General features: G+C 73.3%; 10 protein-coding genes. 4 read left to right on the top strand and 6 right to left on the bottom strand.

Going from position 1 to position 16,457, the window contains the following annotated elements; all coding sequences use genetic code 11:
- Nucleotides 1-517: 517 nt before the first annotated feature.
- The gene (locus AMK22_RS16380) at nucleotides 518-2,809 is read right to left on the bottom strand and encodes a heavy metal translocating P-type ATPase (protein ID WP_073785660.1); all 2,292 of its coding nucleotides are present in this window, start codon (nucleotides 2,807-2,809) and stop codon (nucleotides 518-520) included.
- Between the two features lie 253 nt (nucleotides 2,810-3,062).
- Between AMK22_RS16380 and AMK22_RS16375 the strand changes: the two genes are divergently transcribed.
- Complete coding sequence (locus AMK22_RS16375; protein ID WP_073785658.1) at nucleotides 3,063-3,752, top strand: copper homeostasis protein CutC; 690 nt, start codon at nucleotides 3,063-3,065, stop codon at nucleotides 3,750-3,752.
- A gap of 261 nt (nucleotides 3,753-4,013) precedes the next feature.
- On the opposite strand, the gene AMK22_RS16370 is transcribed toward AMK22_RS16375, so the two are convergent.
- A complete protein-coding gene (locus AMK22_RS16370) occupies nucleotides 4,014-6,113 on the bottom strand; it encodes a HelD family protein (protein WP_073785656.1) in 2,100 nt (699 codons plus the stop codon).
- 514 nt (nucleotides 6,114-6,627) lie between these two features.
- Between AMK22_RS16370 and AMK22_RS16365 the strand changes: the two genes are divergently transcribed.
- Nucleotides 6,628-6,825 carry a hypothetical protein gene (locus AMK22_RS16365; RefSeq protein ID WP_073785709.1) on the top strand — a complete coding sequence of 66 codons (198 nt, stop codon included), beginning with the start codon at nucleotides 6,628-6,630 and terminating at the stop codon, nucleotides 6,823-6,825.
- A 71-nt stretch (nucleotides 6,826-6,896) separates the two neighbouring features.
- On the opposite strand, the gene AMK22_RS16360 is transcribed toward AMK22_RS16365, so the two are convergent.
- A complete protein-coding gene (locus tag AMK22_RS16360; RefSeq protein WP_073785654.1) occupies nucleotides 6,897-8,540 on the bottom strand; it encodes a DNA repair helicase XPB in 1,644 nt (547 codons plus the stop codon).
- Nucleotides 8,541-8,779: 239 nt separating this feature from the next.
- Here AMK22_RS16360 and AMK22_RS41780 point away from each other — a divergent pair, with 239 nt between their 5' ends.
- Nucleotides 8,780-9,694 (top strand): hypothetical protein, encoded by a 915-nt coding sequence (locus AMK22_RS41780; protein ID WP_073785652.1) that lies wholly within the window; start codon nucleotides 8,780-8,782, stop codon nucleotides 9,692-9,694.
- A gap of 56 nt (nucleotides 9,695-9,750) precedes the next feature.
- Here AMK22_RS41780 and AMK22_RS16350 read toward each other — a convergent pair whose 3' ends face one another.
- Nucleotides 9,751-12,339 (bottom strand): helicase C-terminal domain-containing protein, encoded by a 2,589-nt coding sequence (locus AMK22_RS16350; RefSeq protein ID WP_073785650.1) that lies wholly within the window; start codon nucleotides 12,337-12,339, stop codon nucleotides 9,751-9,753.
- Between the two features lie 134 nt (nucleotides 12,340-12,473).
- On the opposite strand from AMK22_RS16350, the gene AMK22_RS16345 reads away from it, so the two are divergent.
- A complete protein-coding gene (locus AMK22_RS16345) occupies nucleotides 12,474-13,736 on the top strand; it encodes a hypothetical protein (RefSeq protein WP_073785648.1) in 1,263 nt (420 codons plus the stop codon).
- A gap of 27 nt (nucleotides 13,737-13,763) precedes the next feature.
- Here the strand turns inward: AMK22_RS16345 and AMK22_RS16340 are convergent, their stop codons facing one another.
- Together AMK22_RS16340 and AMK22_RS16335 are read right to left on the bottom strand one after the other, a co-directional pair.
- Nucleotides 13,764-14,846 (bottom strand): sulfite oxidase, encoded by a 1,083-nt coding sequence (locus AMK22_RS16340; protein ID WP_073785646.1) that lies wholly within the window; start codon nucleotides 14,844-14,846, stop codon nucleotides 13,764-13,766.
- Nucleotides 14,847-15,274: 428 nt separating this feature from the next.
- Nucleotides 15,275-16,258, bottom strand: a complete 984-nt coding sequence (locus AMK22_RS16335) for an ABC transporter substrate-binding protein (RefSeq protein ID WP_073785645.1) — start codon at nucleotides 16,256-16,258, stop codon at nucleotides 15,275-15,277.
- Nucleotides 16,259-16,457: the final 199 nt, after the last annotated feature.

The following is a 16,457-nucleotide window of genomic DNA, read 5'->3' as shown; positions in this document are numbered from 1 at the left end:
CGCACTCCCCCTGGCTGCCTGCCAGCAGCTTGGCTCCGGCGTGCACCTCGACCGTGGTCCCGCTCCAGTCGACGCGGCCCCATCCCTCGACCCGATTGTCCCTGTCGTGCATGTAGCCGGTCGCCTGGTGGTACGGCAGGCCCGTGCGGTCGGGGATCTGGTGCCACTGGTCGGAGGCGTGCGCGGGGACGTTTGCCCCGTCGCACCGCCCGGCACGGCACCTCGCCGCGTTGTCGCATCACCCGAGTACGTCCAGTACGAGGGCGATCCTCCGCGTTGCGATGCACCGCACCGGACGCCGCGAGCTTCCCGGCGAACCTCTCCGGCCACAGCACCAGTGCCCCGGGCGCCGATTGCCGTCACTGCTGCCGTCACCGCCGACGACCATCGCTGCCGCTGCCGTGGCTAGCGCTGTTGCTGTCGCCGTTGCCGTCGGCCGGGAGCCGCGGACACGCGCGACGGGGCCCGCCGGGCCTGGAGCGGCCGGGCGGGCCCCGTCGGGCGGGAGGGGGAGGGCCTACGAAGCGGCCCGGAACCCCCGCAGCCGCAGCGAGTTGCCGACCACGAAGACCGACGAGAACGCCATCGCCGCGCCCGCGATCATCGGGTTGAGCAGTCCGGCCGCGGCGAGCGGCAGGGCGGCCACGTTGTAGGCGAAGGCCCAGAACAGGTTGGTTCGGATGGTGCCCAGCGTCCGGCGGGCGAGCCGGATGGCGTCCGCCGCGGCCCGCAGGTCCCCGCGCACCAGGGTCAGGTCACCGGCCTCGATCGCGGCGTCCGTTCCCGTACCCATCGCCAGGCCCAGGTCGGCCTGGGCGAGCGCCGCCGCGTCGTTCACGCCGTCGCCGACCATGGCGACGGAGCGCCCCTGGGACTGGAGTTCCTTGACGACGTCGACCTTGTCCTCGGGCATGACCTCCGCGTACACCGTGTCGATCCCGACCTCGGCCGCGACGGCCTCGGCCACCGCCCGGTTGTCGCCCGTCAGCAGGATCGGGGTCAGGCCGAGGGCCCGCAGCCGCTCGATGGCCTCCGCGCTGGTGTCCTTCACCGCGTCGGCCACCTCCAGGACCGCACGCGCCTCGCCGTCCCAGGCGACCGCGATGGCCGTCCGGCCCGCCGTCTCCGCCGCGGCTTTCTGCCGGGCCAGCTCGACCGGCAGGTGGATCTCCCACTCCGCGAGCAGTTGTTCGCGGCCGACGAGGACGGCATGGCCGTCGACGATGCCCTGGACGCCGAGTCCGGGGACGTTGGTGAAGTCCTCGGGGGTGGGGAGGGGGGTGCCGGTGCGTTCGGTGGCGCCGGTGGCGACGGCCTGGGCGATGGGGTGTTCGGAGGAGTGTTCCAGGGCGCCGGCGAGGCGCAGGACTTCGGTCTCGGTGGTGTCCGTGGTGGTGTGGACGTCGAGGAGGGTCATGCGGCCGGTGGTGACGGTGCCGGTCTTGTCGAGGACGATGGTGTCGACGCGGCGGGTGGTCTCCAGGACTTCGGGGCCCTTGATCAGGATGCCGAGCTGGGCGCCGCGGCCGGTGCCGACCATGAGGGCGGTCGGGGTGGCCAGGCCCAGGGCGCAGGGGCAGGCGATGATCAGTACGGCCACGGCGGCCGTGAACGCCGCCGTCAGCCCCGCCCCGTTGCCGAGCCAGAAACCGAGCGTGCCGAGCGCGAGCGCGATGACGACCGGGACGAAGACCGCTGAGATCCGGTCCGCGAGGCGCTGTGCCGCCGCCTTGCCGTTCTGCGCGTCCTCGACGAGCCTGGCCATCCGGGCCAGCTGCGTGTCGGCGCCGATCCGGGTCGCCTCGACGACCAGCCGGCCGCCCGCGTTGAGCGTGGCCCCCGTGACCGAGTCGCCGACACCGACCTCCACCGGCACCGACTCACCCGTGAGCATCGACGCGTCCACGGCCGAGGCGCCCTCCACGACGATGCCGTCGGTGGCGATCTTCTCGCCGGGCCGAACCAGGAAGCGGTCGCCGACCTGGAGTTCGGCCGTCGGCACGGTCACCTCACGGCCGCCGCGCAGCACGGTGACCTCCTTGGCGCCCAGTTCGAGGAGCGCCTTGAGGGCCGCGCCCGCCTTCCGCTTGGAGCGGGCCTCGAAGTAGCGCCCGGCGAGGATGAAGGCGGTGACCCCGGCGGCGGCCTCCAGGTAGATGTTCCCGGCGCCGTCGCTGCGGCCGATCGTCAGCTCGAAGGGGTGGGTCATGCCGGTCATCCCGGCCGTACCGAAGAACAGTGCCCACACCGACCACAGGAACGCGGCCGAGGTGCCGACCGAGATCAGCGTGTCCATCGTCGCCGCCCCGTGCCGGGCGTTGGTCCAGGCGGCCCGGTGGAACGGCCAGGCGGCGTACGTGACAACCGGAGCCGTCAGCGTCAGCGCGAGCCACTGCCAGTAGTCGAACTGGAACGCCGGAACCATCGACAGGGCGATCACCGGCACGGCGAGGGCGACGGCGGTGACCAGCCGCTGCCGCAGCGGCCGCAGCTCGTCGTCCTCCGCGCCCGCGGCGGGGGAGCCCTCCTCGGTGCGTACCGGGGGAGCGGGTTCGTGTGCCGTGTAACCGGTCTTCTCGACGGTGGCGATCAGGTCCTGTACGGAGACGTCCTCGCCCCGGTAGCTGACCTTGGCCTTCTCGGTGGCGTAGTTGACCGTGGCCTCGACCCCGTCCATCCGGTTGAGCTTCTTCTCGATGCGGGCCGCGCAGGAGGCGCAGGTCATCCCGCCGATCGCGAGCTCGACCTCTGCGGTGGCGCCGGCGGCCGTGCCGGAACCGGTGCCGGTGGTGGCGGTATGCGCGGACACGATGTCCTCCCTGGCGGAGACCTCATACCCCTGGGGGGTATGCCTACGCCTTCAGGTATACCCCCCTCCCCTATTAAACGCAAGGCGGAAATGCCCGGGCCGCCCGGGAGTGTGTGCGTCCGGAGGCGGGATGCGTCCGAGCTCACGGCCCTTCGGCCCGTATTCGGGCTGTGTCCGCGGGTGATCTCCCCGTAGGCTGGCCATTGGACTAGACCTGTTGACCTATTGCCGCTTCCTGGAGGATTGGGTTCCGATGAGCAACCGTGCAGTCCTGGAGGTGATCGCTCTCGACGCGGAGGACGCGGTCGCCGCCCAGGCGGGTGGTGCGGACCGGCTTGAGCTGGTCACCGACATGGCGGCGGACGGCCTGACCCCGTCCTGTGCGACCTTCGCGGAGATCCGGGCGGCGGTGGACATCCCGCTGCGGGTGATGATCAGGCTGGCGGACGGCTTCGCCGCCGGTGATCTCGACGTCCTCGTGGCCAGGGCACGTGAGCTGCGGGAGGCGGGCGCCGAGGAGTTCGTCCTGGGCTTCCTCGATGCCGAGGGCGGCCCGGACCTGGTCGCCGTCGAGCGGCTCGTCGCCGAACTGGAGGGCTGCCGCTGGACGTTCCACCGGGCGATCGACCGCGCCGCCGACCGGGACGCACTGCGCAAGCAGCTGGCGGACCTGCCCGGTCTGGACACCTACCTCACGGCGGGCTCCCCGAAGGGCGTCGACGACGGCATCCCGACACTGGTCGCCGAGGCGGCGCGCAAGGACGAACCCGGCTACGAGCCGCGGATCCTGGTGGGCGGCGGACTCCGTCTGGACCATCTGCCGGAGCTGCTGGCGGCGGGCATCGACGCGGTGCACATCGGCGGAGCGGCCCGCCCGCAGGGCTGGTCGGGCCCGGTGGACGCGGCGGCGGTACGGGAGTGGCGGACGGTCCTCGACGCGTGAGGGTCCCCGACGCGTGAGGGTCCCTGGCGCGTGAGGGTCCCCGACGTGTGAGCGGGGGAGGGGCACCCGCCGGGCGGGTGCCCCGATGGGCGGATGCCTCCGACGGGGTACGGGCCACGGGCCGCCCGCCCGTACCCGGTCCGGCACCGGCCCCTGTCCCCGTGCCCGTGCCCGTGGCCGTATCCGGTCCGGCACCGGTCCCTGTCCCGTGCCCAGCCCCGTATCCGGTCCCGTGCCGTACCGGCCTCCGTACCCCGGCCGTTACGCCAACTCGTCCGGCAGCGCCGCCGCGTGCACGACCGTCAGTCCGGACACCGCACGGGTCAGCGCCACGTACAGCCGCCGCAGCCCCGTGCGCGTGTCCGGTTCGCCGTCCACCACCGCCGCGGGCTCGTCCAGCACGACGTAGTCGTACTCCAGACCCTTCGCCAGCGACGCCGGAACGAGGGTCAGCCGGGCCTCGGCCGACGTCTCCTCACCGGGCGAGAGATACGCGTGGCCCGCGGCCGTCAGCGCCTCGGCCAGCGCCGGAACGCGTGCGTCGGCCGCGATCAACCCGATCGAGCCCTCCCGGGTCAGCGACTCCTCGCACGCCGTCAGCACGGCCGCGTCCAGCTCCGCCGGACCGGCCACCGCCCGTACCTCCAGCGAACCCGGCGACTCCCGCACGGACTCCACCTCCGCGAGCCCCGGCGAGATCACCGGCAGCAGCCGGGACGCGTACGCGATCACCTCGCGCGGCACACGGAAGCCCGCCGTCAGCTCTTCCACCACCGCGTCCGACTTGCCCAGATGGCTCAGGGCCTGCGTCCAGCTCTCCGTGGACCACGGCGTCGTGCCCTGCGCCAGGTCGCCGAGGACCGTCGCCGAACCCGTCGAACAACGGCGGCCCACCGCGCGGTACTGCATCGGGGACAGGTCCTGCGCCTCGTCGAGCACCACATGGCCCAGCGAGTGCGTCCGCGTCACCAGGTCACGCGCCTCGTCGATCAGGACCGCGTCCGCGGCCGACCACTTCGCCGACCGCACGCTCCGGGCGGGCTTCACCCACAGGATCGCCTTCTGCTCGTCCTCGGTGAGCAGCCCGTCCGCGTGCGTGGACAGGAACTCCGCGTCCGAGAGCAGCCGCAGCACCAGCTTGGCCGGGTCGACGGCCGGCCAGACCGCCTTCACGGCCGCCTTCACCGCCGGATTGCGGGCCACCGCGTTCTGCACCCGGTCGTCGGGCGCCTCGCCCGCCTCCTCCATCCGGACCAGGACGGCGTGCGCGATGCGCTGCGGGAGCGCCTCGTGGGCGGCCCCGTACCGCATGTCCCGGGCCAGCAGTTCGGCGACGATCTCCTCCAGCTCGTACGCGGGCACCCGCCAGCGGCGCGAACCGCGCACCACCACGACCGGTTCCGTCGGCGTCGTCACGTGCGAACGGATGGCCCGCCGCAGCACCTCGGCCATCCTGGCGTCGCCCTTGACGACGGCGGCCTCCGCCGCGTCCGTACCGCGTACCTCGATGCCCGCGGCGCCCGGCGTGCCCGCCGCCGCGCCCGCCGTCACCAGGTCGTCGACGGTCGCCTGCTTCACCTCCAGCTCGCCCAGCGCCGGGAGCACCTGCTCGATGTAGTGGAGGAACGACCGGTTCGGCCCGATGACCAGCGTCCCGGTCCGGGCCAGCCGCTCGCGGTGCGCGTAGAGCAGGTACGCGACCCGGTGCAGGCCGACGGCGGTCTTGCCGGTCCCCGGACCTCCCTGGACGCACACCGTCCCGCCCAGGCCGCTGCGGACGATCTCGTCCTGCTCGGGCTGGATCGTCGCGACGATGTCCCGCATGGGACCGACACGGGGCCGTTCGATCTCCGCCTGGAGGAGCCTGCTGGTCCGCTCGGCCTCCGCCGGATCGGTGAGGTCCTCGTCCTCGTACGCGGTCAGTTCACCGCCGGTGTACCCGAAGCGGCGGCGTCGGCCGACGTCCTGCGGATCCTTCTTCGACGCCCGGTAGAACGGCTGCGAGACGGGCGCGCGCCAGTCGACGACCATCGGGTCGCCGTCGGCGTCGTGGACGTGACGGCGACCGATGTAGAACCGCTCTCCCCCGGCCCCCTCGGCCTGATCGGCGCCCACCTCGTGCAGATAGTCCAGACGCCCGAAGAAGAGCGGGGTGTGGGCGAGATCGGCGAGGGACTTGATGCGCTCGTCGATCTGGGACTGGAGAACGGCCGCGTTGACCCAGTTCGCGGTGACATCGGTGATGTCGAGGGCCTGGACGTCCTCGCGCATGGCGCGCAACGCGGAGCGGGACGCGGCGAGATGGGCGCGCTCCCGGACCAGCGGATCGGTGGTGACGCTTTCGTGTTCGTGCGCGGGCACGGTGTTGCCTCCGGCTGTTCAACGCAGGACGGCGGACCGCGGATCACCCCTCGCGCGGCACGGGTCCGGCACGGCTCGGCACGGTACGGCCGGGCCGGGGTGGGGCGATGCGGTCCGCTCGGGGATCGATCACGGGGTACGTACGCGGTGGTGCGGGCGTACGGATGTCGGCCGGTTTCCGTCCGGTCGGCGGCGCTCCCCCGGCTGCCGGCGCGGGCCGGTACCACGGTGCGGGAGGCGGGCAGACCGGCGATTGTATCGGCCGTTCCGGTCGGGGGCGAACGGTTTTCGCCAGGGCCGTCGACGGGGCCGTTCCGGGGTGCCCGCGCCGCCCCGGGGCCGTCTCCCGGTACCCGGGCCGTCTCCGGGGCGGCGGGCCGCGTCCCGTAGGGGATGGGGGCGCTCGGGTCCGTCGCGGAGACGACCGCGTACGACCCCAGGGCTACGCGTTCCGCCCGCCGGTTCCGCCCGCGGGCCGATGTCCGCGGGCATCGGGCGCAGGACCATGGAACACATGAGCACCGTCACCTTGAACCCCCGCAGGACCGGTCCCGCGCACGACGCGACGGCGGCCACCGGTCACCCGCACACCCACCGCTTCGGCGACGCCCTGCGCGCCGTCAAGGTCTACGCCCGCGCCGCGTTCGGAGTGGTCGTCATGGGCGAGTACGCCGAGGAGGCGGGCATCCGCACCCGCACCCGCACCCGCTGAGCGGCGCGCCGAGCCACCACCCGGTCGCCTCCCCGCAGCGAGGAGAGGACCGGCCGCTCCCCGGACGGGAATCAGCCGCCGCTCAGCAGCTCGTCGGCGTCGACGATCCGGTACGCGTACCCCTGTTCGGCCAGAAAACGCTGACGGTGCGCCGCGAAGTCCTGGTCGATCGTGTCGCGGGCCACCACCGAGTAGAACCGGGCCTCGTGCCCGTCCGCCTTCGGCCGCAGCACCCGGCCGAGCCGCTGCGCCTCCTCCTGCCGCGAGCCGAACGTCCCCGACACCTGGATGGCGACCGTCGCCTCCGGGAGGTCGATCGAGAAGTTCGCGACCTTCGACACCACCAGGACGCTGATCTCGCCCTCGCGGAACGCGTCGAACAGCTTCTCCCGCTGGGCGTTGGTCGTCTCGCCCTTGATCACCGGCGCGTCCAGGTGTTCGCCCAGCTCGTCGAGCTGGTCGATGTACTGCCCGATGACCAGGGTCTGCTCGCCCTTGTGCTTGCGCACCAGCGCCTCGGCCACCCTGCGCTTCGTCGCGGTCGTCGCGCAGAACCGGTACTTCTCCTCGGCCTCCGCGGTCGCGTACGCGAGCCGTTCCGAGTCCGTCAGATCGACCCGTACCTCGACGCAGTCGGCGGGCGCGATGTAGCCCTGCGCCTCGATCTCCTTCCACGGGGCGTCGAACCGCTTCGGCCCGATCAGCGAGAACACGTCCGACTCGCGGCCGTCCTCGCGCACGAGGGTCGCGGTGAGCCCGAGGCGCCGCCGGGCCTGGAGGTCGGCGGTGAACTTGAAGACGGGCGCGGGCAGCAGATGCACCTCGTCGTAGACCACCAGACCCCAGTCGCGGGAGTCGAACAGCTCCAGGTGCGGGTAGACGCCCTTGCGGCGGGTCGTCAGCACCTGGTACGTGGCGATGGTGACCGGCCGGATCTCCTTGCGCGTACCGCTGTACTCGCCGATCTCGTCCTCGGTCAGCGAGGTCCGCTTCACCAGCTCGTGCTTCCACTGCCGGGCCGAGACGGTGTTCGTCACCAGGATCAGCGTGGTCGCCTTGGCCCGCGCCATCGCACCGGCCCCGACCAGCGTCTTCCCCGCGCCGCAGGGCAGCACCACGACACCGGAGCCGCCGTGCCAGAACCCCTCGACGGCCTGCTCCTGGTAGGGCCGCAGCGCCCAGCCGTCCTGGTCGAGCTCGATGGGGTGCGCCTCGCCGTCGACGTAACCGGCCAGGTCCTCGGCGGGCCAGCCCAGCTTCAGCAGCGTCTGCTTGATCTGCCCGCGCTCGGACGGGTGCACGGCCACCGTGTCCGGGTCGATCCGCGCCCCGACCAGCGGCTGGACCTTCTTCGACCGCAGCACCTCCTCCAGCACCGGGCGGTCCGTGGAGGTCAGCACGAGTCCGTGCACCGGGTGCTTGGAGAGCGTGAGGCGGCCGTACCTGGCCATCGTCTCGGCGATGTCGACGAGCAGCGCGTGCGGAACCGGGTAGCGCGAGTACTGCACGAGCGCGTCGACGACCTGCTCGGCGTCGTGCCCGGCGGCGCGCGCGTTCCACAGCCCGAGCGGCGTCAGCCGGTAGGTGTGGATGTGCTCGGGCGCCCGCTCCAGCTCGGCGAACGGCGCGATGGCGCGACGGCAGGCATCGGCCATGCCGTGGTCGACTTCGAGGAGCAGTGTCTTGTCGCTCTGGACGATGAGGGGTCCGGTCACGCGCGTCGGCCCTTTCTGCTGCGGGGAGCGGCCGGGAACGGCCAAACGTCCAGTCTGCCGCATGTGCGGGCCGGGTGCGTGGGTCGTGCGCCACACGGGCCGGACCGGACGCGGGCACCGGGCGACCGGAGGCGCCGGTCGGCCGGTACCTGGTGCCGGTACCCGGAAAGTCGGTACCCGGTCGACTGGTACAAAGAAGCGACGTGCCGACAAGCGGTCGGCCTCGGGGGAGGAGCCACGTGTCCCAGCAGCCTGGTGAGCAGCCGCAGCAGCCGCAGCAGCCGTTCGGTCACCCGCCGCCTCCGCCGGTTCCTCCGCAGGTTCCACCGGCAGCGCCGCCGCAGCCCGCTCCCGGCAGGCCGCAGGCGCCGCCGCCGGGCGTGCCCGTGGCCGGGAACCCGTACGCCCAGCCGGGATACGCCGAACCGGGACATGCCCAGCCGGGGTACGCCCAGCCCGGCGGGCCGCAGCCTTCGCCGTACGGCGGCTACCCGCCGCCGCACGGCCCCCTTCCCGGCGGTCCGGGACAGACACCGGGGCCCGGGCAGATACCCGGACAGGCGCCGGGGCCCGTACCGCCGGGGCAGACGCCCGGCCGGGGGAAGCGGCGTACCGGGCTCATCGTGACGGCCGCCGTGGTGGCTCTCGCCGTGGTGGCCGGCGGGGTGTGGTTCGCGGTCGGCCGGGGTGACGACGCGCCGCCCGCGGCCAAGGAGAGCCCGAGCGCCTCGCCGTCCGGCCCGGGCTCGGGCAGCGAGAAGCTCCCGACCGTGCAGCCGCCGTCCGAGGAGTCGCAGACCCCCGACCGGAACCCGTACGTCCCCGAGCCCACCGGGACCGGTCTCCAGGCCGTGTGGAAGGGCCCCGCCTCCGGCATGCTGGCGCTCGGTGACGCGTACGTCGACGAGCCCGCCCGGGTCAACGCGATCCTCAGCGACGGCGACGGGTTCGAATGCAAGGGGCGCTGGCAGAAGGACGAGAGCGGCGACTTCCTGGAGGTCGCGCTGCTGTGCCGACAGGACGGGGCCCGGGTCGAGGACAAGGACCGGGTCGGCAACCTCAGCCAGAACGGCGACACCCTGACCGTCAAGTGGAACAGGGGCGCCACCGGCTCGGAGACCTTCGAGCGCTTCCGCGACATGGACCCCGCCTGACCTGCGGGCGGGCCCGGAACAATCACGGCCTCGTGGTACTCACGGCCTCGTGGTACTCACGGCGTCGCGTCGTCGGCCAGTTCGGCCACGCCCGTGATGCGGTGCAGCGGGTACGTGCGGACGCCGTCCGCCGTGTGGTCGTAGGCCGTGACGTAGCCGCCCTCGACCTTCACCGGGGCGATGACGTGCTGGCTGGCGGCGCCCTCGGCGTTGACGTAGCCGATCCAGAGCGCCGAGCCGGTCAGCGCGGCGGCCTGGACGGTGGCGAGGGTCTCGGCGGCGGACGTGCGGGGCAGCGAGCCGGGCGGTGCGGGCGGGGCGTCGGCGTCCTGGTCCCGTTCCTTGCGGGGCGCCGTCGCGGCGGCGTCCCCGGCGCGGATCGCCCGGACCGCGGCGCCGAGCAGGGTGGTGTCGGGGACCGGGGGTCCCTCGGGCACGGGGGCGGGGGCTGTGCGGGGCGGGGTGCGGTGGGCGCCCGCGCGAGTGATCAGGACATCACCCTCGGCCGACTCGGCGGCCGGAGCGTATCCCATGTCACGCAGCCCTTCGAGCAGGGACGCCGGGTCGACCGGGGCGGCCAGGACCGTCGGGGCGAGGCGGCGCAGGCGCAGGGCGGACGCGCGCTTGTCGGCGAGGATCTCGTTCAGCACGGTCTCGTCGTCGCAGCGCACGTACGAGGAGGCGGCGCCGATCCGCAGATGGCCGTGGCGGCGGGCCACGTCGTCGATGAGGTAACTGAGCGGCTGCGGCACCGGCGTGCGGCTGTGCGTGGCGAGGAACGCGTGCAGGTCGGCGGCCGTCCGCCCGGCGTCCAGGGCGCGGCGAACGGACCCGGGCGTGAACCGGTAGACGGTGGCGCCGCCCTTCGACTCGATCTCCGCCAGCACGGAGAGCGTGTCGGCCAGCGGGCGTTCCAGCGGGCCGGGCGCGACGGCCGTCAGATCGGCCTGGAGCAGGACGTGGTCCAGCGGCTCGGGGATCAGCGGGGCGAGCAGCGCGGCGGCCTCGGCGGGGCCGGACGCGAGCAGGGCCCGGGTCTGCGCGGCGAGCGCGCCGCGGCCGGTGATGCCGAGGAGTTCGGACTCGTTCAGCGTCCACAGGGCGATCCGGGTCCGCAGGTCCCCCGTGTCCCCGTCGGAGCCGGAACCGGTGGGGGAGGAGGACCCGGAGGCGGCAGGGGAAGGGGACGCGGCGGTACCGCGCAGGGGGCGTTCCCAGCGGAGCCGGGCGAGGACGGTGCCCGGATCGGGGGCGGTGCCCGGTTCCAGGGCGGCGAGAAGTGCGAGGACCCGGTGGCGCACCTCGGGCGCGGCCGAGCGGTCGAGACCGGGGCCGAGTGCGGACAGCATCCGGCCCTTGGCGTCCTGGCCGCCGATCAGGCCGGAGGTCCGGGTGGCGGCGAGCCAGGCGGTGGCGAGGTGCGCCCAGCGTTCCTGGGCGGGGAGTTCGGCCCAGTCGTCGTACGCGGGCGTCGGAGCGTACCGTTCCTCGGCCTCCCCGTCGGAGGCCACCAGCCCGGCCGCGTAGGCGAGTTCGATCCAGAACGCCGCGACCGGTTCGGGGACGTCGAGGGCGGCGGCGGTCCGTTTCAGGTCGCGTACGCCGATCCCGCCGGCCCGCAGCGTCGCGGGTCCGCCGCCGTTCCAGCCCTTCAGCAGCTCCTCGACGGTCGACACCGCCAGGAACGCCTGGCCGGCCGCGGCACTGTCCACAGCCTGGGGATCGCGGTGCGCGACCGCTTCGACGGCGGGCGGCTGCGGCTCCGGTACGCGGTGGGCGCGTCCGGCCCGCAGGTGCAGGGCGGCCTCGCGGGGCAGCACCACGGTGCGGGCCGACACGGGCAGCAGCAGGCCGCGGTCGCGCAGCCACCGCACGGGCGGGGCGGGATTCGGGGTGACCTCCCCGTACGGCGGCCCCCACACCAGCCGGTCCAGGACGGACAGGGCCTCGGCCGGGGCGGTGTCCAGGAGTCCGGCCATGGCGGCCCGGTCGGTGAAGAGACCGGTCAGGGCCGCCACGGCGGAGACCGGGTCATGGGTGGCGGTCAGCCCGGCGGCGGCCAGGATCTCCTGGAGACGGCCCGGCGACATACCTGCGGTGGCCTCCGCGACGGTCGGGCCCAGGCCGGTCGGGGAGGGGTGCCGCGGGGACGGGGCGAGGAGTTCGCGTGCGGTGCGGACCAGGTGCAGCCGCTCGTCCTCGCCCCACACGAGGGCCTGTTCGCGCAGGGTGCCCAGGGCGGCGGGCAGCGCGTCCGCGATCGCCTCGGTGAGCGCCTCGGCGGTGGTGCGGGTGTGCGCGGCGTCGTGCCGCTCGCCGTGGCCGTCGGCGTGCGGCCGTCCGCCGTCCTGCCATTCGCCGTCCTGTTGTTCGCCGTCGCCGGTGAGCAGGCCGAGCAGCGTCTCGTACGAAGCGGGGTCGGGGGCCACGGCGAGCGCCTCGGCGGTCTGGAGCGCGAACCGGTCGAGGTGTTCCAGCGCCCGTACGACGGAGGCGCGGGTGCCGGCCCTCGTCGCGAGCTGGGTGATGTCGTTGGGCACGGGGGTGAGGAGATCGGGGCGGGCACGCAGCAGCCCCGCCAGCGACTCGTCGTCCCGGGCGCGGAGGGCCTCGGCGAGCGTCCGTGGTGGTGTGGTCGTCCCCATCCGTCCCACCGTAGTCGTAGTCCGTGGCGGGGAGCCCCCATCCGGCGTCGCCCCGCGTTCCGTGGTGGTCGCTCCGGGCGGGTCAGGACGCTACCGTCGGCGGTGCAGGGCGGCGGCAGGAGGGGAACCAGCGCGTGGGGATCGAGAGCGACCAGCTCGTCTACGACTATTTGAGCCGGGTCGGCGACCTGGCCCAGCAGCAACAACTGCCCTCGGGCACGCGGATGAGGCTCGTGTCGACGCTCCGGGGCGAGATCGACCGGCAGCGCCGTGAGCAGTCGGCGGACACCCCGGCGGCCGTCCGGCGCATCATCGGCAGGCTCGGCACGCCGGACGAACTGGTCGCCGCGGCTGCCGAGCCGGGCGACGGACCGGTGGAGCCGCCCCCCGAGCGGTCGGAACGTGCCGTTCCCGCTCCCCGTGAGACGCGCAGGGGGTTGTTGAGGAAGGACGTCTTCGGCAGGGGCGCGGCACGGGCGGCTTCCGGTACCGGTACGGAGCCGGGGGACGGTACGGGTGCCGAGGCGTCGGCCGCCGGGCCGCAGAGCCCGGACGACCGACGGCGCGGTCGGGGAAACAGGGCGGGGCGGGAGAGCCGGGACGGCCAGGGCAGCTGGGAAGGCCGGGGCGGCCGGGAGCGCGAGGACGGTGGTCCGGAGGAACCGGAAGCCCCGGAGGACCCGGCGAACCACGAGGCCCCGCCGCCGATGGCCGGACGGGTTCCCTCGCCGCCGCACATGGCAGGGACGGACGAACTGGGCCCGTCCGGCGGCGAACCCGACTGGTGGCTGGTCGAGCCGGGACCCTTCGGCGCCGGGGTCGACGTGCCCGGGTTCACCGGGGGCGTCGAGATCCCGGCCATGATGCGCCCGCCGTCGGCCGGGGACACCGTCCCACGCCCCCGTACGGCTACGGACGAGCACCCGGACGGGGCGGACGAGGAGGAGTCCTCCGACGAGGGTGCCGACCCCGACGAGGCGGCGCCGCCGCGCCGTCGGCTCCTCGGACTGCTCCGCCGCGCCCCGCGGGAGGCGGAGGAGGGCGCGGCGCGGAGGGGCGGGTTCTCCCACCCTCTGCTGCTGGTCGCCGCCGCGCTGCTGATCGCGGGCGCGGTGCTGGGCTCCTGGCTGGCCCTGGCGGGCGGCTGGCTGCTCGCGTACAGCTCGCGCACGCTGTCCCGCGCCGAGGCGAAATGGGCGGCGATGGGGCTGCCGGGCGTGGTCGTGGCGGGCGGGATCGTCTGGCTCTGGGGCCGCATGGAGGGCCGCTGGGGAGAGCCGATCGCGCAGGACGGCCTGGCGGAGGCGATGAGCGGGACGTGGCCGGTGATGGTCCGGACGGCCGCCGTGGCCTCGGCGGCGTTCCTGGTGTGGCGGGCGCGGCGACGGGCGGGGTGAGGACGGAAGATCCACCACGACGTCCGGTCACGGACGGCACGTGACGTGCAGGTGAGCCGCGGCGTTGTTGGCGTATCCCCTGGGGTTCCAGACGGCTGCCGGGGATTCGGCCTGCACGGCCGCGGCGGAGTCCCAGGCGCGTGCGACGAGCTCGGCCTCGCCCGGGGGCAGGGTGAGCGTGGTGCGCCAGTGCTGCCACGTCCAGGGGTTCTCCGGCGGGTCGAGATCCGCGTGGGTCCAGGTGTGGCCGCGGTCGGTGGAGACATCCACGCGTGCCACGGTCCGGTCGTCCCCGGCGAAGGCGAATCCGCTTACCTCGATCGGCCCGGAGGCCAGGTGGGCGTTCTTGCCGGGCCGCAGGATGGCGCAGTGGATACCGACCGGACCGAGGGTGATGCCGACGCCCGGTTCAGCCGCCGTGGGGTCGGCTTCGGGCGGCAGGATGCTGTATTCGGTCTGGAAGTAGTTGTCGGTCGGTTCGGCCTGTGCGCTGATGCGATGGAGCCATTTGACGCTGCGGGCGCCGATCCAGCCCGGGACGATCACGCGTAGCGGAGCGCCGTGCGCGGCGGGCAGCGCCTGATCATTCATGGCCCAGGCCAGGAGCACCTCGCTGGAGGTTGCCTTGGCCAACGGCAGAGAGCCGCCGAAGGGCTGGGGCGGAGTGGCCCGCTGTGAAACATCGGCGCCGGTGAAAGCGATGTGGGCGGCTTCCGGCCGCACTCCTGCCTCGGCGAGCACATCCGCCAGGCTCGCCCCGCTCCATTTCGCGGTGGAGATGGCTCCGGGGCCCCAGGGGACCTGACCGGGGATGTCGCGGACCTCGATGAGATCGGAGCGGCGGTTGCCCGCACACTGCAGTGTCGCCGCCACCGTCCGCTCGGGGAAGCGGCGCAGATCGTCCATCGACAACTCCAGCGGACGATCGACCAGACCTTCCACTCGCAGTCGCCAGTTCGCCGAGTCGATGCGGGGGATCGGCGCGTGGTTGCGGCCGTAGAAGGTGTCCAGGGGGGTGATCTGGGATTGGAGGGCGCCAGGAGGCGCTTCGGCGTTGTAGGGCTCGTCTTGATGGACGAGCATCTCGTCAGACTTGTCCCATGTGCCCATCTGGTCAATATCCGCCAAGTCCGGCGAGTGCACCAGCCCGCCCACCAAGGGCGCAGGCCGGGCGGGTGATGGAGGGAAGCGTGGGAGCCCGCAGGTGCCGAACAACTGGGATCGATCCGTAAACGTCTCCTGGGCGACGACGGATCCCAGGGGTCGTCGCAACACGGTGCCGACCATCCCCGCCCATGCGTGCGCATCGTTCGTTGCGCGCATCAAGTCGGGAGAGTTCGACGCGGCATGACTGTCCGTCAGGTCCCGCCCGACTCCGCGCCGCCGCGCCGTACTGACTTCCGCACACGACGAAAGCCCCGTCGCGCCCCCGGTCGGGAGCGCGGCGGGGCTTGGGTCATGTCACCCGGCGGTACGTCGCGGGGCGGGCCGGGGCACCGGGCAGACCGGCGCGATATGCGAATCGCCCCGCCGCACTGTCACTTCGTCATGTCCGTCCGCAGCTCGTCGAGGATCTTGTCCGCGGCCGTGTAGCCGATGCCCGCGATCCACAGGCGGTCGTCGACCTCGAAGACCTTTCCGGCCTTCGACGCCTTCAGCCCCTTCCACAGGCCGCTGTTCATCGTCTTCTTCGTTCCCGCCTTCTCCGGGCTGCCGTACGTCGACGTGAAGATGACGTCCGCGTCCGCGAGGTCGATCTTCTCGGAGGACACGTCGTACGAGAAGCCGTCCTTGGCCTTGTCGGTGATGGCCGGGCGGCCGAGGCCGAGGTCGCCGAGGATCGAGCCGATGTAGTTCTGCTTGCCGTAGATGCGGATGTCGGCGCCCTCGACGAACCGGACGAAGTTGACCTCGGTCGCGGCGGCCTTCTCCTTGCCGCCGAGCACCTTCGTGACCTCCGCGACATGGGCGTCGTACGCGGCGACGACCTTCTTCGCCTCGTTCTCCTTGCCGAGGGCCTGCGCGTGCAGCTGGAAGTTCTGCTTCCAGGCGGAGCCGGTGGACTCCGTCATCACGGTGGGGGCGATCGCGCCGAGCTGCTCGTAACGGTCGCCGTCACGGACCTTGCTGGTCAGGATCAGGTCCGGCTTCAGCGAGGCGACGGTCTCCAGGTTGGGGTTGGCGATCTCGCCGACCACCTCGATGCCCTTGGTCCACTCGGCGGGCAGGTAGGTGGGGAAGCCGTCCTCCGTCGCCGAGTGCGTCGCGCCGACCGGCCGCACGCCGAGGCTGAGCGCGGAGTCCAGCTCACCGGTGTCGAGGACCACGACGCGCCGGGGGTTCACGGGGACCTTCACGTCGCCCATGGCCGTCCTGACGGTGCGGGTCTTGGCGGAGGCGGCGTCACCACCGGATTCGGAGGAGCTGCCGGAGTCCGAGAAACCGCAGGCGGAGAGCGCGAGCGCGCCGGTCAGGGCGAGCGCGCCGAGGGAGAGACCCCGGCGCCGGGTGAGGGTGGTCATGGTCGGCCTTTCATCGAGGGTGTCGAGGGTGGGGTGCTCTCGCCGATACGGGCACGGCTCCGGGCGCTGTTACGGGTACGGGCATGGTTGTGCAGGTGCGGGCTGGGGGTGCGGGCACAGGCGCGGGCAGCGATTCGCGCGGACGGACACGGCTCGTACGGACACGGTCTGTACGAGACGGCCCGCACAGGACATGGCC

The organism is Streptomyces sp. CB01580, from assembly GCF_001905795.1.
GTDB lineage: Bacteria > Actinomycetota > Actinomycetes > Streptomycetales > Streptomycetaceae > Streptomyces.
Note: the sequence above shows the minus strand (reverse complement) of the source record. Positions and strands in the feature narration are given on the sequence as shown.